The sequence below is a fragment of the Duganella sp. genome, assembly GCF_039595735.1.
Lineage (GTDB): Bacteria > Pseudomonadota > Gammaproteobacteria > Burkholderiales > Burkholderiaceae_D > Rugamonas.
On sequence record NZ_JBCNLB010000002.1, the window covers coordinates 512,813 to 532,130 of the forward strand.

18 protein-coding genes are annotated in these 19,318 nt (G+C 62.0%); 12 read left to right on the plus strand and 6 right to left on the minus strand.

What is annotated here, in order from left to right:
• Position 1 precedes the first annotated feature (1 nt).
• Positions 2 to 1,106, minus strand: a protein-coding gene (prfB, locus tag ABDW57_RS07365; RefSeq protein WP_155465575.1) for a peptide chain release factor 2 whose coding sequence is annotated in 2 segments (ribosomal slippage) — positions 2 to 1,024 and positions 1,026 to 1,106 — 1,104 coding nt in all. Because the reading frame shifts where the segments join, the coding sequence is not laid out codon by codon here.
• A 149-nt stretch (positions 1,107 to 1,255) separates the two neighbouring features.
• On the opposite strand from prfB, the gene ABDW57_RS07370 reads away from it, so the two are divergent.
• From ABDW57_RS07370 to ABDW57_RS07415, 10 genes are all read left to right on the plus strand, one after another.
• Positions 1,256 to 3,268, plus strand: a complete 2,013-nt coding sequence (locus ABDW57_RS07370) for a bifunctional 2',3'-cyclic-nucleotide 2'-phosphodiesterase/3'-nucleotidase (RefSeq protein WP_343729553.1) — start codon at positions 1,256 to 1,258, stop codon at positions 3,266 to 3,268.
• Complete coding sequence (locus ABDW57_RS07375; protein ID WP_343729554.1) at positions 3,265 to 3,828, plus strand: tetratricopeptide repeat protein; 564 nt, start codon at positions 3,265 to 3,267, stop codon at positions 3,826 to 3,828. The genes ABDW57_RS07370 and ABDW57_RS07375 overlap by 4 nt, the downstream gene beginning before the upstream one ends.
• Positions 3,829 to 3,990: 162 nt before the next feature.
• Positions 3,991 to 5,148, plus strand: coding sequence for an ABC transporter substrate-binding protein (locus ABDW57_RS07380; protein WP_343729555.1), 1,158 nt, complete (start codon positions 3,991 to 3,993; stop codon positions 5,146 to 5,148).
• Positions 5,149 to 5,218: 70 nt separating this feature from the next.
• Positions 5,219 to 6,109: a branched-chain amino acid ABC transporter permease gene (locus ABDW57_RS07385; RefSeq protein ID WP_343729556.1), complete on the plus strand. Its 891-nt coding sequence runs from the start codon at positions 5,219 to 5,221 to the stop codon at positions 6,107 to 6,109.
• Between the two features lie 3 nt (positions 6,110 to 6,112).
• On the plus strand, positions 6,113 to 8,050 hold the full coding sequence (locus ABDW57_RS07390; RefSeq protein WP_343729557.1) for a branched-chain amino acid ABC transporter ATP-binding protein/permease: 1,938 nt from the start codon (positions 6,113 to 6,115) through the stop codon (positions 8,048 to 8,050).
• Positions 8,051 to 8,062: 12 nt separating this feature from the next.
• Entirely contained in the window at positions 8,063 to 8,785 is a 723-nt protein-coding gene (locus ABDW57_RS07395) for an ABC transporter ATP-binding protein (RefSeq protein ID WP_343729558.1), read from the plus strand.
• A gap of 156 nt (positions 8,786 to 8,941) precedes the next feature.
• Entirely contained in the window at positions 8,942 to 9,781 is an 840-nt protein-coding gene (locus ABDW57_RS07400) for an aldo/keto reductase (RefSeq protein WP_343729577.1), read from the plus strand.
• A gap of 14 nt (positions 9,782 to 9,795) precedes the next feature.
• Positions 9,796 to 10,860, plus strand: a complete 1,065-nt coding sequence (locus ABDW57_RS07405; protein ID WP_343729559.1) for a DUF4272 domain-containing protein — start codon at positions 9,796 to 9,798, stop codon at positions 10,858 to 10,860.
• A gap of 9 nt (positions 10,861 to 10,869) precedes the next feature.
• Positions 10,870 to 11,325, plus strand: a complete 456-nt coding sequence (locus tag ABDW57_RS07410) for a YbaK/EbsC family protein (RefSeq protein ID WP_343729560.1) — start codon at positions 10,870 to 10,872, stop codon at positions 11,323 to 11,325.
• Positions 11,326 to 11,367: 42 nt separating this feature from the next.
• The gene (locus ABDW57_RS07415) at positions 11,368 to 13,416 is read left to right on the plus strand and encodes an alpha/beta hydrolase domain-containing protein (RefSeq protein ID WP_343729561.1); all 2,049 of its coding nucleotides are present in this window, start codon (positions 11,368 to 11,370) and stop codon (positions 13,414 to 13,416) included.
• Positions 13,417 to 13,429: 13 nt separating this feature from the next.
• On the opposite strand, the gene ABDW57_RS07420 is transcribed toward ABDW57_RS07415, so the two are convergent.
• Complete coding sequence (locus ABDW57_RS07420; RefSeq protein WP_343729562.1) at positions 13,430 to 14,116, minus strand: hypothetical protein; 687 nt, start codon at positions 14,114 to 14,116, stop codon at positions 13,430 to 13,432.
• Positions 14,116 to 15,036, minus strand: coding sequence for a family 43 glycosylhydrolase (locus ABDW57_RS07425; protein ID WP_343729563.1), 921 nt, complete (start codon positions 15,034 to 15,036; stop codon positions 14,116 to 14,118). The genes ABDW57_RS07420 and ABDW57_RS07425 overlap by 1 nt, the downstream gene beginning before the upstream one ends.
• A 234-nt stretch (positions 15,037 to 15,270) precedes the next feature.
• Between ABDW57_RS07425 and ABDW57_RS07430 the strand changes: the two genes are divergently transcribed.
• Positions 15,271 to 17,130 (plus strand): carbohydrate-binding module family 20 domain-containing protein, encoded by a 1,860-nt coding sequence (locus tag ABDW57_RS07430; RefSeq protein ID WP_343729564.1) that lies wholly within the window; start codon positions 15,271 to 15,273, stop codon positions 17,128 to 17,130.
• Here the strand turns inward: ABDW57_RS07430 and ABDW57_RS07435 are convergent, their stop codons facing one another.
• From ABDW57_RS07435 to ABDW57_RS07445, 3 genes are read right to left on the minus strand one after another with little or no spacing between them, the layout of a single operon-like run.
• The gene (locus ABDW57_RS07435) at positions 17,131 to 17,460 is read right to left on the minus strand and encodes a DUF2288 domain-containing protein (protein WP_343729565.1); all 330 of its coding nucleotides are present in this window, start codon (positions 17,458 to 17,460) and stop codon (positions 17,131 to 17,133) included.
• A gap of 1 nt (position 17,461) precedes the next feature.
• Positions 17,462 to 18,157, minus strand: a complete 696-nt coding sequence (locus ABDW57_RS07440; protein ID WP_343729566.1) for an RES family NAD+ phosphorylase — start codon at positions 18,155 to 18,157, stop codon at positions 17,462 to 17,464.
• Positions 18,158 to 18,592, minus strand: coding sequence for an antitoxin Xre/MbcA/ParS toxin-binding domain-containing protein (locus ABDW57_RS07445; protein WP_155465591.1), 435 nt, complete (start codon positions 18,590 to 18,592; stop codon positions 18,158 to 18,160).
• Between the two features lie 92 nt (positions 18,593 to 18,684).
• Between ABDW57_RS07445 and ABDW57_RS07450 the strand changes: the two genes are divergently transcribed.
• Positions 18,685 to 19,116 (plus strand): nuclear transport factor 2 family protein, encoded by a 432-nt coding sequence (locus ABDW57_RS07450; RefSeq protein WP_343729567.1) that lies wholly within the window; start codon positions 18,685 to 18,687, stop codon positions 19,114 to 19,116.
• Positions 19,117 to 19,318: the final 202 nt, after the last annotated feature.

Here is a 19,318-nt window from a genome sequence, read left to right on the forward strand (position 1 = left end):
ATTACACGCCTTGTTTGAGCGAAGCGGAGATGAAGTCGTCCAGGTCGCCGTCCAGCACGCCCTTGGTGTTGCCGGTCTCGAAGTTGGTACGCAAGTCCTTGATGCGCGACTGGTCCAGCACATACGAACGAATCTGGTGGCCCCAGCCGACGTCGGTCTTGGAGTCTTCCAGCTTCTGCTGCTCGCTCATGCGCTTGCGCAGTTCCAGCTCGTACAGCTTCGCCTTCAGCATTTCCATCGCCTCGGCCTTGTTGCGGTGCTGCGAGCGGTCGTTCTGGCACTGCACGACGATGCCCGACGGGCCGTGGGTCAGACGCACCGCGGAGTCGGTTTTGTTAATGTGCTGACCACCGGCGCCCGATGCGCGGTAGGTGTCGATGCGCAGGTCGGCAGGATTGATCTCGATATCGATCGAATCATCCACTTCCGGGTACACGAACAGCGACACAAACGAGGTATGGCGGCCGCCGGCCGAGTCGAACGGCGACTTGCGCACCAGGCGGTGCACGCCGGTCTCGGTGCGCAGGAAGCCGTAGGCGTATTCGCCTTCCACTTTCAGGGTGGCGGTCTTGATGCCGGCCACCTCGCCCTCGGATTCTTCCATCACCTCGACCTTGAAGCCCTTGCGTTCGCAATAGCGCAGGTACTGGCGCAGCAGCATCGAGGCCCAGTCCTGCGCCTCGGTGCCGCCGGCGCCGGCCTGGATGTCGATGAAGCAGTTGTTCGGGTCCATCGGATTGTTGAACATCCGGCGGAATTCCATGCCTTCGATGACTTTGCGGACTTCTTCCGCATCCACGATCAGCGCTTCCAGCGTGTCGTCGTCGCCTTCTTCCTTGGCCATCTCGATCAGATCGGCCATGTCTTTCAGGTCGGCGTCCGCCTTGGTCAGCGCGAAGACCACCGCCTCCAGCGATTTCTTCTCTTTGCCCAGATCCTGGGCTTTTTTCGGATCGTTCCAGACCGCAGGATCTTCCAGCTCGCCGTTTACCTGTTCGAGCTTGTCGACTTTGCGATCGAAGTCAAAGATACCTCCGAAGTTCGGCTTCGCGCGTGGTCAGGTCGGCGAGCAGGGAGGTGAGGGCGTTGATGCGTTCGGCTTCCATGGTTTTCTTCTTTTCTAAGGCTGAAATCAAACCTTGGATTATACCGTAAGCGGCTACGCTCTCCCAGTCTCGCGCGCCAGCGGGGAAAAGCTGCCTTTTCAGCTATAAAACGTATAGAATATTGCAGCCTGCAACTTATCCCGTCGTCCATGCGCCCAAACCACTGCGCTTGCCTGCTTTTGCCTGTTTTGCTGTCCGGCTGCGCCCTGGCGCCGCAGGGCAGTCTGACGCCATCCGGCGCCGAGGCCACGCTGGCGCTGCTGGAGACGACCGACCTGCACGCCAATGTGCTGAGTTATGATTATTACAAGCTGCAAGCCGATCCCGCCATCGGCCTGGAACGCACCGCCACTCTGATCAGGCAGGCGCGCGCCGAATACCCCAACAATCTGCTGCTCGACAACGGCGACGCCCTGCAGGGCACCGCACTGGCCGATTATCAGGCCCTGGTCAAGCCGGCCGCCTGCGGCGACACGCTGGCCATCTACAAAGCCATGAACGCGCTGGGCGTGGATGGCGCCGGCGTCGGCAACCACGAATTCAATTACGGCCTGCCGTACCTGAACCAGGTCACCGCCAGCCATTTCGACGTCGACGGCGTGCCGCCCGACGCGCCGCGCTGCGCCGGTCCGAACTTCCCCATCGTGCTGGCAAATATTTACAGCGCCCGCACGCACCAGCCGCTGTTCGCGCCATACCGCATCCTGACGCGCCAGATCAGCGCCACTGGCGCCGACGGCAAGCCGCTGAAGGCGTCAATCAACATCGGCATCATCGGCTTCGCGCCGCCGGGCGTGCTGTCGTGGGATAAGCAGTGGCTGGCCGGTAAGGTCTACGCCGAGGGCGTACGCGAAACGGCGCAGAAATACATTCCGCGGATGCGCGCCGAGGGCGCTGACTTGGTGGTCGCCATCTCGCACGGCGGCCTCGATGGCGCGCCGTACACGGCGGAGATGGAAAACGCCAACTACCATCTGGCGCAGGTGCCGGGCATCGACGCCATGCTGATTGGCCACGAACACCTGCCGTTCCCGGATGCGGCCAGCCAGCGCGCCGCCTTCAACCTGCCGGGCGTGGACAAGGCCAAGGGCACGGTGTTTGGCGTGCCGACCGTGATGGCCAACCTGTGGGGCAAGAACCTCGGCGTGATCGGCCTGCATCTCAAATATGATGGCGCGCGCTGGGTGGTCGACAAGAGCCGCACCACGGTGGAGGCGCGCAGCACCAGGCGGCAGGATGGCAGCTACGTGGCGGCCGATTCATTGATCGCGCCGCTGGTCGCCGCCGAGCATGCGGCCACCATCAGCTACGTGAAAACGCCGGTCGGCACCAGCGACTTCCGCATGACCAGCTATTTTGCCGACGTTGGCGACATCAGTGCCATTCAGCTGGTGAACCAGGCGCAGACGGCTTACGTGCAGGACTACGTCAAGGCCAACCTGCCGCAGTACGCGGCGCTGCCGGTGCTGTCGATGGCATCGCCGTTTAAGACCGGCGCCGCCGGCGTGGCCGACTACACCGACGTCAAGCCGGGCGCGGTGGCCTTGAACAACGCCGCCGACCTGTATCTGTATCCGAACGCGCTGCACGCGGTGAAGCTGGACGGCGCCGGGCTGAAAGCATGGCTGGAAAAGTCGGCCGAGCGCTTCAACCGCATCGATCCCGCCGCCACCGCCCCGCAGGAACTGATCAACAGCGCGTTCGCCGGTTTTAATTTCGACATGCTGACCAGCGCCGATGTGACTTATCAGATCGATGTCAGCCAGCCGGTGGGCCAGCGCATCGTCGCGCTGCACTACAAAGGTGCGCCGCTGTCGCCGTCGCAGGAATTTCTGGTGGCGACCAATAGCTACCGCGCGGCGGGCGGTGGCGCTTTCCCGGGGCTGGATGGCAGCAGGACCGTGATCGCGGCGCCGGATTCCAGCCGCGATGTGCTGATCGCCTACATCCAGAAGACCAGACAGCTGACCCGCGCCCGCAATGGCGCCACCCGCAGCTGGCGCTTCGCGCCGGTGGCCACCAAGGGCGCCGTCGTCTTCCATTCCGCGCCAGGTCTGCTGGACCTCGCACGTGAGGCCGGCCTGGCCGGCGTATCGCAACTCAGACAGGACGATGGCGGCGGCAAGGGCCACGCGCTGTACAGCATCGACTTAAGCAAATGAAGCGCCTGCCCGCCAACCCCGCCGCACCGCTCGCCGCCGCTGCGCGCCGCGTCGCCACCGCCGCGCTGCTGGCGGGCGGGCTGGCCCTGTGCGGTGCCGCCCTCGCCGGCCCGGTGGAAGAAGGGCGCCTGTGCCTGCGCGGCGCCGAGGGCGTGCCGGCCAACCTGCCGCGCGCCTTTGAACTGTTCAGCGCCGCCGCCAAAAAAGGCGACGCCCAAGCCGCCTACTACCTCGGCATGATGTACAAGAACGGCATGGCCGTCGCGCGCGACTTCAAGGCCGCCGCGCACTGGCTGGAATTCGCCGCCAAGCGCCAGACCCCGGCCGCCATGTTCGCACTGGCCAAACTCTATCTCAGCGGCGAAGGCGTCAAGCGCGACGAAATCGCCGCCCGCCGCTGGATCGAAAAAGCCGCCGACCTGGAATACCCGGAAGCCGTGATGGCCATGGCCATCGGTCTGCGCGACGGTTCCATGGGCTTTGAGCGCAACGAAGCGCTGGCCGAAACCCAAATGCGCTTCGCCAACCGCGCCTTCAAACAAGCCACCCCGGGCATGTAAGCCTTACGGCCAGCTTACATCCGCAAGCGCGCCACGCCCTTGCTGCGATGCCGCACATGTATCTGTTGCCGATGCTGTTCTACTAACCTACAATCGGCCTCGATGGGGCGACTTTCCAGCGTACGACTACTAAAAAAGCGTTGTATAAACAGGAGATGGCACATGAATTTCAAGTTGAAATTGCTCGTTGCAGGTTTAGCACTCGGTTTCGCAGCTTCCTCCCAGGCGGCTGATCCCATCAAGATCGGTGTATCCGGTCCGTTCACCGGCGGTTCCGCGCCGATGGGCGTGTCGATGCGCGATGGTGTCAAGCTGGCCGTGGCGGAGATCAACGCCAAGGGCGGCCTGCTGGGCCGCCAGATCCAGCTGATCGAGCGCGACGACGAAGCCAAGAACGAACGCGGCGTGCAAATCGCCCAGGAACTGATCAACAAGGAACGCGTGGTGGCAACCGTCGGCTACATCAACACCGGCGTGGCGCTGGCCTCGCAGCGCTTCTACCAGGACGCCAAGATACCGGTGATGAACAACGTGGCCACCGGCTCCGTCATCACCCAGCAGTTTGCCAAGGAGCCGGAGAACTACATCTTCCGTAACTCCGCCAGCGACCAGATTCAGTCGCAGATGATCATCAAGGAAGCGGTGGACAACCGCAAATTCAAGAAAGTCGCCATCCTGGCCGACTCCACCAACTACGGCCAGCTCGGTCGCGAAGACCTGGAGAAGGTCCTGACCAGCAAAAACATGAAAGCGGTGGCGGTCGAGAAGTACAACATCAAGGACGTCGACATGACGGCCCAGCTGCTCAAGGCCAAGCAGGCCGGCGCCGAAGTGGTGCTCACCTACGGCATCGGCCCCGAGCTGGCGCAGATTGCCAACGGCATGGAAAAACTGGGCTGGAAAGTGCCGCTGATCGGCAGCTGGACCCTGTCGATGGCCAACTTCATCGACAATGCCGGCAAAAACGGCAACGGCACCCGCATGCCGCAGACCTTCATCCAGGAGCCGAACACGCCGAAGCGCAAGGCCTTCATCGACGCCTACATCAAGGCCTACAACCCGCCGCAGGGCCGCATGCCGTCGCCGGTGTCGGCGGCGCAGGGCTACGACTCGATCTACCTGCTGGCGGCCGCCATCAAGCAGGCCGGCACCACCGAAGGCCCGAAAGTGAAGGCCGCGCTGGAAAACCTGAACGAAAAGGTCGAAGGCGTGGTCACCACCTACGACAAACCGTATAGCAAAGACGATCACGAAGCCATCACCGCCGACATCACCGTGTTCGGTGAAGTCAAGGATGGCAAAGTCGTACATGCCAAGTAAGGCCGCCTAGCGCCGCACAGTGGCCAGACTTGTTGACGCAAGCCTGGCCATTTTCTTGTCGGGGAAAATTATGGAAATCCTGTTGCAACTGGTGTTCAGCGGCATTGCGCTGGGCATGATCTATGCGGTGATCGCCTTCGGCTACCAGCTGACCTTCGCCACCTCCGGCACGCTGAACTTCGGGCAGGGCGAATCGCTCATGCTGGGCGCACTGGTGGGCCTCAGCCTGGTCGGGAACATCCACGGCGGGCCTTACATGGGCTACCTGCTCATGATTCCACTGGTGATCGTGTTCGGCGCGCTGCAAGGCATGCTGGTGGAATGGATCGGCGTGCGGCCGGCCATCAAGATCAAATCCGAATTTGGCTGGATCATGTCCACCATCGCGCTGGCCATCATTTTCAAAAACGTCGCGGAAAACATCTGGGGCAAGGACGACCTGACCTTCCCGTCGCCGCTGGACTCGGCGCCATTCCAGATCCTGGGCGCCAACGTGCAGCCGATGCAGGTGGCGGTGGTGGTGGGCGCGCTGGCCATCATGGCGGCGGTGGAAATCTTCAACCGCAAATCCATCTACGGCAAGGCGGTAGTGGCCACCGCAAACGACCGCGACGCGGCGGGTCTGATGGGCATCAACACCGGCATGGTGATCACCTTCTCGTATGCGCTGTCGTCCGCCGTTGCCGCCTTTGCCGGCGTGCTGGTGGCCCCGCTGACGCTGACCGGCGCCACCATGGGCGCCTCGCTCGGCCTGAAAGCGTTCGCAGTGGCGATCATCGGCGGCCTGACCTCGGGCGTCGGCGCCATCGTCGGCGGGCTGATACTGGGCATCGCGGAAACCACCACCGGCTACTACATCTCCACCGGCTACAAGGAAGTACCGGGACTGCTGCTGCTCCTGCTGGTACTGGCGATCAAGCCGTCCGGCCTGTTCGGTAAAGCCGCCATCAAAAAGGTCTGATCCATGAAGAAGACAATCATCGCAGCAAGCGTGGCGGGGCTGGCGGTACTGGCGTTGTATCCGACGCTGATACCGAATCCGTACTACATCCATTTGTTTGAAACCATCCTGATCTATGCCATCCTGCTGTTCGGGCTTGATATCGTAGTGGGCTACACCGGGCAGGTATCGCTGGGCCACGCGGGCCTGTTCGGCATCGGCTCCTACGTCACCGGCGTGCTGGTATTCAAACTCAGCGCGCCGTTCTGGATTGCGATACCGGCGGCCGTGATCGGCGCGGCGGTGTTTGGCGCGATTCTGGCGCTGCCGGCCCTGCGCGTGACCGGCCCTTACCTGGCGATGGTCACGCTGGCCTTCGGCACCATCATCCAGATCCTGATCAACGAAATGACCTTCCTGACCGAGGGACCGATGGGGATCAAAATCTCCAAGCCGGTGCTGTTCGGCCAGAAGCTGAGCGAAGTGCAGTACTACTACATGGTGGCCGTGCTGATGGTGGTGTCGCTGGTGGTGGTGCACCGCATCCTCAAATCCAACCTGGGGCGCGCGTTCGAGGCGCTGCGCGACAGCCCGATCGCTTCCGACTGCATGGGCGTGTCCGTGTACCGCTACAAAGTGTACGCCTTCATCATCAGCGCCGGCTTTGCCGGGCTGGCGGGCAGCCTGTACGCCTATTCGGAAGAATACATCTCGCCCAACACCTACAACTTCGAACTGACCATCCTGTTCCTGCTGGCGGTGATCATGGGGGGGCGCAAGACCCGTTCCGGCTCGCTGATCGGCGCGCTGATTGTGGTGATGCTACCCAGCCTGCTGGCGGACATAGAACTGTTCCGCAAAATCGCCGTGGCTGCGGCGGTGCTGGGCGTGATCGGCTCCGCGCTGGCGATCGCACGCAAGCGCTCAACGCTGCGCGGCGTGCTGGTGCCCCTGATCGCCACCATCGGCATGGCGGCGTTCTCGTTCAAACTGGAGAACATCGTCGACTGGCGCCTGACCATCTTCGGTCTGATGACGCTATTCGTGGTGTACTACCTGCAGGATGGCATTGTCGGCTTCCTGCTTGGCCTGATGGGGCGCGGCGCGGTGCACGCCAAAGCGGTGCAGTCGACCGGCGTTGAACCGTTCGCCCATGCCGAAGGTGGCAAGGCCGGCGACAGCCTGCTTAAAGTGGATCAGATCCTGATGCAGTTCGGTGGCCTGAAAGCGTTGAATCAGGTGGACCTGAACGTGATCCAGGGCTCCGTGCATGGGCTGATCGGTCCTAACGGATCCGGCAAGAGCACCATGATGAACGTGCTGACCGGGATCTACAAGCCGACCGCCGGCAAAGTCGCGTTTTCCGGCGCCGTCATCTCAGGCCGCACACCGTCCGAGATCGCGCTGGGCGGCGTGGCGCGTACCTTCCAGAACGTCCAGCTGTTTGGGGAAATGACCGCCACCGAAAACGTGCTGGTTGGCCTGCACAACACCTTCAAATCGAATGTGCTGGACGTAATGCTGCAAACGCCACGCTACAAGCGCGAGGAGAAAGTGGCGCGCGAGCGTGCCGCCAGCATTCTTGAATTCGTCGGCCTGTCCGACCTGGCCAATGAAGAAGCGCGCAACCTCCCATACGGCAAACAGCGCCTGCTGGAGATAGGTCGTGCGCTGGGTTTGAATCCGCGCCTGCTGCTGCTGGATGAACCGGCGGCCGGCCTGACCGCGCCGGACATCAAGGAACTGATGGCCATCATCCGCAAAATCCGGGACCACGGCATCACCATCATCCTGATCGAACACCACATGGACGTAGTGATGGCACTGTCCGACACCGTGACAGTGCTGGACTTCGGCCAGAAAATCGCGGAAGGCAAGCCGGCCGTGGTGCAAAGCGACCCGAAAGTGATCGAGGCCTACCTGGGCGGCGGCAGTGATGAAAAAGCGCCGGTGGCGCATTAACGAGGACACGACATGCTATCGATCTCCAATCTGCACGCGGCCTACGGCAAAGTCGAAGTCCTGCACGGCATCTCACTGGACGTCCCGAAAGGGAAACTGGTGACGCTGATCGGCTCCAACGGCGCCGGCAAGACCACCACCATGCGCGCCATCTCCGGCATGATCAAGCCAAAGGGCGGCAAGGTGACGCTGGACGGCAAGGACATCACCGGCCACGACTCGCACAAAATCGCCCGCGCCGGGCTGGCGCATTCACCGGAAGGGCGGCGCGTGTTTGCCTCCATGAGCGTGACTGACAACCTGCTGCTGGGCGCCTTCCCGCGCTTCACGCGCGCGCGGCCGAAGGGCGACGTCAAGCGCGACCTGGAAAAAGCGCTGGAACTGTTCCCGCGCCTGAAAGAGCGCCAACACCAGCTGGCTGGCACACTCTCGGGGGGCGAACAGCAAATGCTGGCCATGGCGCGCGCCGTCATGTTGAATCCGGAAGTGGTGCTGCTGGACGAGCCCTCGATGGGGCTGGCGCCGATTCTGGTGGAAGAAGTTTTCCGCATCATCCAACGACTAAAGTCCGAAGGCGTGACGATGCTGCTGGTCGAACAATTTGCCGCCGCCGCGTTAAACGTAGCCGACTACGGCTACGTCCTGGAAAACGGCAGCATCTCCGTCCACGGCCCCGCCGAAAGCCTGAAAACCGACCCCAAAGTCATCGCCGCCTACCTGGGAGGCGGGCATTAACTATAAAATTCGGGGTCAGCTCTGACATTTGGACAGCTAGCGCTATCTTTTGATTTATCTCAATACGGAAAAATGCCCGGATTTGCGTATTGAGATAGATCAAAGAACTGGTTCGTGTGTCCGAATGTCAGAGCTGACCCCGAATTTGGAGGAATGATGAAAACTGTGCGTTTTCTTTCTGGTGGGGCTGTACCAGCGCTGGGGCAGGGGACCTGGAATATCGGCGAGAAGCCGGCGCGCAAGCCGGATGAGGTGCGGGCGCTGCAGCTCGGCCTGGATCTCGGCATGACCTTGATCGACACCGCCGAGATGTACGGCGAGGGCGGGGCGGAGCTGGTGGTCGGCGAGGCGATCGCTGGCCGCCGTGATCAGGCTTTCATTGTCAGCAAGGTGTATCCGCATAACGCCAGCTTCGACGGTGTGCAGCAGGCTTGTGAGCGTAGCCTGCGGCGCTTGAGGATCGAGACGATCGATCTGTATTTGCTGCATTGGCAGGGCCATCACCCGCTGGCAGAGACTTTCGACGGTTTCGAAACGCTGAAGAAGGCCGGCAAAATCAAGGCCTACGGCGTCAGTAACTTCGATCTGGAAAACATGGCGGAGGCGCAGCGCTACGGCACTCCCGCCACCAATCAGGTGCTGTATAACCTGATGAAGCGCGGCATTGAGTTTGATTTGCTGCCGTGGGCGCGCGCGCAGCGCATGCCGATCATGGCGTACTCGCCGCTGGAAACCTCCGGCCGCGAACAGGCCGCGCTGCTCGACAATCCCGGTCTCAAAGCCGTCGCCAATGCGCATGGCGTGACGCCGGCGCAGATTGCGCTGGCCTGGGTATTGCATCAGGATGGCGTGATTGCTATCCCCAAGGCCGTCGATCCTGTACACTTGCGCGCCAACCGCGCTGCGGCCGATATCCAGCTTTCCGCCGGCGATCTGGCCGCATTGGATCAGGCATTCCCGCCGCCGCGACGCCGTCGCGCGTTGGAGATGCGCTAAATGAATAAATTGTTATGCTAAATCGACTCAAGCAGCTGTTTTCCCAAAAAGATATCAGCAACCACGTTCTGCTCAACGCTTACTGCACCGTGGGTGATGCGCCCAAACCAGTTTTCCCGCATGTGATCAACGGTCGCCGCGATCTGTCCGGCAGGGAGCTGGCGCCGCATTTGAACGGTATGATGCATTTGCTGGCCGAGCAGGGCCAGATGTCGCGCACCCGCTATCACGTGATCCGTCACCTGCAGCGCACGCAGCATCACATCAGCTTTGCCGTCGATCCAGCCCACATGGCCGAGTTCCACGCCTGGGCCGAAGCGGCAAACGCGATTGTTTTCATGGACGATGGCAGTGTGCGCGATCCGCAGGGCCGGGTGCTGCTGGCGGTGACTGGTGATGGCGATCCCCAAGCGGTGGTGCCATATCCGCCGCAAGCCTGGCAGCGCAAGGCGCGCAGTGAAGAGCAACTGGCCGCACGCAAGATCATTGTCCCCGCCGATTTGCCGCCGCTGGTGTCTGAGCCTGAGCTGCGCCACCGGCAGCCGGAAGATATTCTGCGTCGTATGCTGGCGTTGTTCGTGGTCGCCATCCGTGCCGAGTCGTTGACCAGCAAGACGCCGATCACGGTGGCCGATCTGCAGCAGCGCTTCCCGCCAGCCTTCGCCAATCTGACCGATGCGGAACGCGCTTTCCTGGCGCAGGAAGCGCCGTCAGAGCATGGGATCACGCAGTTCCTGTGGCGTTATGAAGCTATTCTGGTGCTGCAATGGACGATCGGCCTGCAGGCGGAGCTGCCGTTTGCGGACGCCATTTGTGATGTGGCATCGATTTCCAGCACGGTGATCGAGCGTTGCACCGAGGGCTTGCGCAAGCAGCCGGTCGCGCGTTCCTCCACTGAGCTGCTGGATGCGCTGGACCTGACCTACCGCCAGCACTGGGCCAGCCGTCAGGCTATTCTGAAGAAGACGCCAGTCCCCGCCAATCTGAACGACGGCGTGCTGCAGGAGCGTCACCATGCCCTGAACTGGCTGGTGCGCTTCGAAGACCGCGAGTGGGACGACGTCGACACGCCAACCTGAGATCAAGCTATGAGCCTGCAATCCGTGCGCGATTTTTTCCACTCGCGCGATATTCAACTGCCCATCATCGAGACCGAAGCCAGCACCGCCACCGTGGCGCTGGCGGCGGAAGCGCACGGCGTGGAGCCGGGCCGCATCGCCAAGACGCTGGCGTTCCGCGTCGCTGAAGGCCGGGTAATTCTGCTGGTGGCCAGCGGCATCGCGCGCGTGGATAACCGCAAATTCAAGGAAGCCTTCGGCAAGGGCAAGATGCTGTCGGCGGAGGAGGTGGTGGAACTGACCAGCCATCCGGTCGGCGGCGTGTGTCCATTTGGCCTGCCGCAGCCGTTGCCGGTTTATCTCGATCATTCGCTGAACAATTTCGATGAGGTGCTGCCGGCCGCTGGCTCGATCAACAGCGCGATCCGCATCACGCCGGCCATGCTGGCTTCCGTCACGGAGGGAAAGTGGGTGGACGTCTGCTAGGCAGCTTGCTACGATAGGTGTTTTACCTATCGGGAGCGCTGGATGAAACGCAAGTTGACAATGCTGGCGATGGCGGCCGCCATAAGCACGGCGCACGCCGCAGTCGAACGTATTCAAGTAGTTGAACGTGTGCCGTTCGCGCCCGGCGTCACCTTTGGCGAATACGGCGCGTATGAAAAAATACGCGGCATCGCCTACTACGCGCTCGATCCGAAAGCGGCAGCCAACGCGTCCATCGTCGACCTGAAGAAAGCCCCGCGCGACAAGCAGGGGCGCGTGCTGTTCTCCAGCGAGTTTGTGCTGCTGCGCCCAACCGCCGCGCAGCCGACCACGTTGCTCTACGATGTGAACAACCGCGGCAACATCGCCATCCTCGGCCAGGTCAACGGCCGCAGCCCGGCCAATAATGATCCCACCACCGCCGCCGACGCCGGCGATGGCTTCCTGATGCGCCACGGTTTCTCGCTGCTGTTCTCCGCCTGGACCTGGGACGTGGCGCCAACCGTGCCGGCCGCCGGCACAGCGCCACGCCCGCTGGTGTTTGCGCCGCCGATCGCCAAAGGCGTCAAAGGCAAGGTGCAGAACGAATTCACCGTCAACGAGCCAACCGAGATCGTCACTTACGCCGGCATGCGCGGCCTGACCTACGAGCCGGCCACGCCCAACGATCCACACGCCCAGCTGACAGAACGCGCACGCCCAGACGACAGACGCAAATCGATCCCGCGCAGTGCCTGGCGTTTCGTCGAGCCGGAGTTGAAGGGCGGTCCGGGCCGCGTGCAGCTGGAAGGCGGCTTCAAGCCCGATACGATTTACGAGATCACCTACGTCGCCAAAGATCCTTACGTGACCGGCACCGGCCTGGCCGGCATTCGCGATCTGCTGTCGTACTTCCGCGACCATCCGTTTGAAGGCGCGCCTGCACCGCGCAATGTGCTGATGTTCGGCATCAGCCAGTCCGGCCGCCTGATTGGCCGCATGATGCATGATGGGCTCAACGTCGATGAAGGCGGCAAGCTGGTATTCAACGGCGCCTACTTGCAGGTACCTGGCGCCGGCGGCTCGGCAGGCTTTAACAGCCGCTTCGCGCAGCCGACCCGCCATCCGTCGATGATGGAGGAACACGATTATCCTGCCGACGCCTTCCCGTTCACCAGCACGCCGGCGCGCGATCCGGTCACCGGCAAGACCGCGTCCACGCTGGACAAGGCACGCGACAAGCAGGGGAATCTGCCGAAGCTCTTCTACGCCAACACCTCCACCGAGTTCTGGAACCGCGGCGCTTCGCTGATAGCCACCACGCCGGACGGCGAGCGCGATGTGGCGCCAGCCGACAATGTGCGCATCTACGGCTTCATGGGCGCGCAGCACTACGTGGGCCGATCCAGCAAGCGCGAGCCGTTCACCGCCTGCGTATCGACCACCGATCATTATCTGCCGATGCGCGCCCTGATCGTGGCACTGGATGAGTGGACCGTTAAAGGCAAGCAGCCCCCGGCCAACGCCTATCCACAACTGTCAGACGGCACGCTGACCACTGTGGCAGACTACCGCGCCATCTTCCCTAAAGGACTGGGCATCACGCCGCCGGAACAGAGCCTGCGTGAACCGCGCCTGAACTTCGGTCCGCGCTTCGCCACTCAAAGTATTGCCGACATCGTCCCGCCAAAGCACGGCGATGATTTCGAAACCCGCGTGCCGGCGCCTGATGCGGACGGCAACGACAGGGGCGGTGTGCGGCTGGTGGAACTACAGGCGCCGCTCGGCACTCACACCGGCTGGAACCTGCGTGCGCCGGACACCGGCTTTGCCTGGGCTACGTCGCGCTTTGACGGCAGCTTTGTGCCATTCGCCCGCACCGAAGCGGAACGCGTGGCCGCTGGCGATCCGCGCCCAAGCCTGGAGGCGCGTTATGCCAACCGGGACGCCTTTGTGGCCGCTGTACGCGCCGCCGCGGAACAGCAGGTGACCGCAGGCCTGTTGCTGCCGGAAGACGTGGAGCGCAGCCTGAAGGAAAACGTCGGCCTGTATGACCGTATTCTGGCCCGCGATCCTGCCGACTCAAGCTGCGGCTACCTGTTCGCACAATGAGTACGGCCGATCCTCAGTTGCTGCCGAGGGCCGGCGCATAAAACCGCTGGCTGGCTGCGGCTTTGCCGATGGCGTCACGCAGCACCTGCTGCATGTGCTGCCGGTGAAGCGCTTCGTCTTCACTGGTCGGCGCATTGACCTGCGGCTGGCGCGCTTCCTCCAGGGCTTGCGCGAGGTAAGCCTCTTCGGTGCCGAACCATTCCTCCGTCACGCGTTCGCCCATCAGGCGCATGCGCAGTTGGTGACGTTGCTGCTGCCAGCTGGCGAGGCGTCCCGTATCTTCCGCATTAATAAAGTTCTGCGCGGCCAGCAGCTGGTCATGCAGCACCAGATATCCGGCGTAAGCTTCGGCCAGCTGCACGGCTTCCTGCGCTGCCGCTGGTGGAAGCCTGCGCTGCAGGTGAGTGCGTAGCGCTTGCAGCCGGCCATCGTCGCCGCGATCGAGCAGGTAGTAATCCATCACCGAACGCAGCGCGCTGTCCGCGATCAGGCTTTGCGTGTCGGTGAGCGTGATTTCGGTGGACGGTCCGGGATCGGTGTCGCCCAGCGTACTGAAAAAGCGCATGCCCGCCGCCGATGGCGCATGGGCGGCCTGCGCAATTTCAGCAGTATGGGGCGGCTGCGCTGCTGGCCGCGCGATGAATATGGCCAGCAGCGCCAGCGCCGCCGCCGCGCCGGCCAGTACGTAGCCGCGCTTCATCAGTAAGTCGGCCAGCCGTTGACGAAGGTCAGGTCGTTCATGAACAGCACCCCGTTGTAACCGTTCTGGCTATCCAGTTCATGCCGCGCCATCACACCATTGCTGACCGATTCGCCGCCTGGCGCAATGAAGCGGCCACCGCCCGCATCGAGCGTGGTGCCGCCGCCGTTTAGCATGTTGACGCCGTTCTTGTCGAGGTACGGACCGGTGATGCTGGTCGAGCGTCCATAGGAGATGTGGTAAGTGCTGTTGGCGCCAGCGCAGCAGGTGCCTTTGGAGACGAACAGGTAGTAGTACGAGCCGTTTGCCATGATGAAGGCGTTTTCGATGCCGCTGCTGTCGGCCGCCAGATGGTAGCGCGAGCCGATCGGCTTGAGAGTATTGGCGTCTACCCGCGTGGTGTAGATGCCGGTCCAGAACGAGCCGTAGCTCAGCCAGGGTTGGCCGGCTTTGTCGACGACGAAGTTGGGATCAATGGCATTGAAGTCGTTCCCCGGCGCCGATGTCAGGACCGCACCCTGGTCGACCCAGTTGCCGCCGATGATGCTGGATGCGGTCGCCAGGCCGATGGCCGATTTTTGCGAGCCGAAAGTGGACACCGCGTAGTACAAGATCGCTTTGCCGTTCCACACATGGACGTCCGGTGCCCATACGGTTTTGGAATTGCCGTTGTATTGGCCCCACCACGACAGGCCGCCGCCGAAGATGCTGACGCCTTGCTTCCAGGCGTGGCCGTCGGCCGAGTATTTGACGCCGATGCCGGTATCGCTGGTTTCAACAATCCACCAGGTGTTGCCTTCCTTGTACAGATCCGGATCATGCGTCACCAGATCGCCGCTAAGCGTCCAGGTGGCTGCCTGCGCGGACAAGGCGAGCATGGCGAAGGCGCACGCGGCCCCCTGTTTGAGGTACTTGAACATAGAGTCTCCATTGTTGTTTTGGGTAGTTCATGCTGCGCCGCGCCGGCGGCCATCGTCCAATCACTTTTTCCTGCCGGGCGATATGCATAGCCGTATCGCTGTTGTACTTTGATTACACACATCCATATGGCACCGGTTCCATGTTGTGCGCACGATTGCGGTTTACTGTAGTTCTGCTACATTTTGCTTGGGAGGCACTATTTCCCAAATCATAACTACACGGAGACTACCGACATGACGACCATAAAATTCCTGTTTGCCGCAGGCATCCTGAGCGGTGCCGCGATTACCCCCGCGCACGCTGCTTTCAATCCGGCGGATACATCCGTCCAGATGTTTCGTTGGAAGTGGAACGATATCGCCAAAGAGTGCACCAACTGGCTGGGGCCGCAAGGCTTTGGCGCGGTGCAGGTTTCACCGCCCCAGGCCTCGGCCAGTCTGGGCGCCTGGTGGGACGTGTATCAGCCGGTTAATTTCGTTTCGCTGAAAAGTAATATGGGTACAGAGGCCGAGTTCCAGGCCATGGTGAACACCTGCCACGCGGCTAAGGTGCGGGTGTATGTGGACGTGGTGGTGAATCACCTGGCGGCAGGCGCCGGCACGGCGACCGATGGCTCGACCTGGAATTCTTCATCGCTGACGTACCCGTATTTCAGCAGCAGCGACTTCCATCCGGCCTGCGACATCGCCGGCGGCGACTATGGCTCGCCGGGCAACCGCTACAACGTGGTCAACTGCCGTCTGAGCGGCCTGCCGGACCTGAAGACCGAAGGCGCTTACGTGCAAGGCCAGGTCAAGAACTTCCTGACCAAGTTAATCAACATGGGCGTGGACGGCTTCCGCTTTGACGCCGCCAAGCACATGCTGGCTTCCGACATCACGGCCATTCTGAACGGCGTCACACGCACCACCACCTCTGGCGAAACGCTGTGGGTGACGCAGGAGGTCATCCCGGACAGTAACGTGGTGCGATCGGATTACTACCCGAACGGCACGCTGAACGAATTCCAGTTCAGCTACGCGATGAAAGCCGTATTCCGCAACGAGAACGGCGCCAATCTGTCGCAGATCCGTTCCATCATGGGTACGCCGGGCAACTGGGGCGGTACCTGGGGCTTCGTGCCGAGCGATAAGGCGACGGTATTCGTCAACAACTGGGACACGGAGCGCAACGGCAGCTCGCTGGTCGCCAGCAATTACGTCTCGGGCACCACCAACGACACGCAGGGCACCAAGCGCTACGACCTGGCCAACATCTTCATGCTGGCGTGGCCATACGGCTCGGCGCAGCTGCATTCGGGCTTCCGCTTCACCAGTTACGATCAGGCGCCGCCGAGTGCCAGCCCATTTGACGCCAGCGGCAATCCCCTGATTAATCAGAATTGGGACTTCATCCACCGCTGGAGCGACATCGCCAACATGGTCGCCTTCCGCGCCGCCACTTCGGGGCAGGGGGTGGACTACTTCACCAGCGGCACCGGCAATCAGATCGCCTTCGGCCGCGGTGCCAAGGGCTTCGTGGCGATTAACAATGAAAACGCCGTTTGGAACGCCTCGCTGCAAACCGCGCTGCCGGCCGGCACGTACTGCAACGTGGTACACGGCGTGCTGAATGCCAGCGGCACCGCGTGCACCAGCGACAGCGTCACCGTCGGCAGCAATGGCGTGATTAGCGTGAGTATCCCGGCGAATGGCGGTTCGGTGGTGCCGGCGGTGGCGCTGCACGTCAATCAGAAAATCGGCGGCAGCGGCGGTGGCGGCGGTTCCTGCACCACGGTGCCGGTAACCTTCCGCGTGGCGAATGCCAACACGGTGTACGGCCAGAACGTCTATGTGGTCGGCAATCTGGCGCAACTGGGCAACTGGGTGCAGGGCAGCAGCAATCAGTTGAACATCGAAGGCAGCGGCGCCAATGTGCCGTGGTCGCGCACCATCCAGCTGCCGCCGTCGACGGCTTTCCAGTACAAGTTCATGAAGTACGGTGTCAGCACCGTCTGGGAGAGCAACCAGTCGACTGCCAGCGGCAATCGCGAAGCCACCACGCCAGCATGCGGCGGCACGCTGACGCTGGACGCGGGCAGCTTCAAGTTCTGATTAGTGGATGTTGGCTGGTACAGCTTTTTCCTGCTGTACCAGAATGAACGGGCTGACCACGCACGCCCACAGCTGGGCGTTCGCGTCCAGCCATTCCTGCGCCTGCTGGTCGCTGACTTTGGCCAGCAGGCCCGCATTCATCCACTGGCTGATATTGGCCTTGTCGTCGTGCGAGATGCGCACGGCGACATCCACCAGATCCAGCGAATTGGCGACCCACACCACGTTCCCCTGTGCGAAATGCTTAAGCAGCTCAGTCCACGGCAGGCGTGCGGTTTCGCGGTTCACTTTGTCGCGGAGTTCGAGGTCTTTTTCTGGTTTGGTTTGCATGTTAAATAATTTCTATCTTCGGTACGGGGCTACCCTGCCATGTTAACCGATAGACCGCGCCTTTGCGAACATTGCCCACCAGCGCGGGGCGGAAGCAGGCCAGGTTGGTGCCGCCCGCGTGCCGCACGCTCGGGTAGATGATGCCCAGCGAGCCGCTGTCCAGCAGTCGCTCCGCCAGTGTTTGCGATGCGATGTAGCTGTCCGGCGACAGGCAATCTTCATAGCGCGCCTGTCCGCGCAGGTCGTGGAAGGACGCGGTGAAATCGGCCAGCATGCATTGATACTGCACACTGTCGTCGAAGCGGTTGATCTCCGCGTATTCCACCGCCTTGTGGAAGCTGACTTCCGCCAGCGCCGTCGCGGCGTCGAAGGCGCAGTACCACGCGCCGCGGCGGCCGTCGTTAAAGCGGCTGCCCTCGGGACGGGCGTAGGTAAAGGCGGCGTTCACGATGCGGAAGTTCGGCACGCCGAACACCAGCTCATCGACATTGATGCCGGCCGAGCCGCCATTCTGCGTGCGCAGGCGGGCGTTGGTGGCGTTATCCAGGTCGAACAGGTCGCGCAGATGATCGTCGCTCTCGGCCAGCGGCGACAGCACGGAATCCTCCACGTCCGCAAAACGGGAGGGCAGCAGACGGCAGGTGTCGAATTGGCGCAGTGCGGTCAGGGGCAGGGATGGTACGAGACTGACCGGCACTTACAATCCTCCGCGGCGCGCGTCCAGCAACTGACGCACAGTTTGCATGGCCAGCAGGCCGCCGCCCAGCATATAGGCCAGCGGCGTGCGGCCTTCAAAGATCTGGTTGTTGTTGGGGAGGCTGATCCATTCATCAGCCAGTTTGTCGCCGTAGATGATATGCAGCGCCTTGTAGATGCCCAGCAGGTAGGAAATGCGCGTGATGCAGTCCACTTCCAGCGTGCGTTCCGGATTCTTTTTCCAGTCGTAGTAGGCGCTGTTGGACAGGCCGCCCAGCAACTGGCGCGCGTCTTCATCGCGCACCTTCCAGGTGGCGACCAGCTTGAAAAAGCCCTTGAGGGCAGACTTGGACAGGCGCTCCCGCTCGGCCTTGGCGTTCAGATCCACCAGTACGGTCGGTTCGAAGCGGCTGCGTGGGTAGGCGTAGTTGAGCATAAATCCTCCGGTAATGGAGTCTTTATACTCTGTTTTCATATAAATTGCAAACGGTGTTAAGATTTCTTGGTCTAGAGAACGGGAGAAATGCGATGAAATGGATGGCTTTGCCTTTGGCGGCGATGTTGGCAACGGCGGCGCATGCGGGGTCTGTGTTTACCGGCATCCAAGAGGAAGTGGCGAATGTGGAGCGCGCGTTCGCTGCCACCATGAAGGCGCGCGACCACGCGGCATTTGTCAGTTTCCTGTCCGAGGAGACGGTTTTCGAGACCGGCGAGCGCGCCCAGCGCGGCAAGAAGGCGGTAGCGGAGGGTTGGAAGAAGTTTTTTGACAAGCCGGACGCACCATTCTCATGGGAGCCGGACCAGGTAGACGTACTGGCCTCCGGTACTCTGGCCCGCACCTCGGGGCCGGTGTATTCGCCGGACGGCAAGGTGGTGGCGCGTTTCAACTCCATCTGGCGGCTGGAGGCGCCCAAAACCTGGCGCATCGTGTTTGACAACGGCAGTGCAGTCTGCCGGTAATCAAGTCCCCATGGTCGGACATCAGAATGCCAATCGAGAGGCAGTTTTCGCCCCATCTGGGACCTTCGTTGTTCAAGCGATTCGGGGTCAGATACCGTCTTGAATAGCAAGGCCTTTTGACAGGTAATTGGGATCAAAAGGCTTGCCGGTATGGATCACGCCATAAATGAGGTGTGCGAGTTTATGCATGACGGCGCTGATC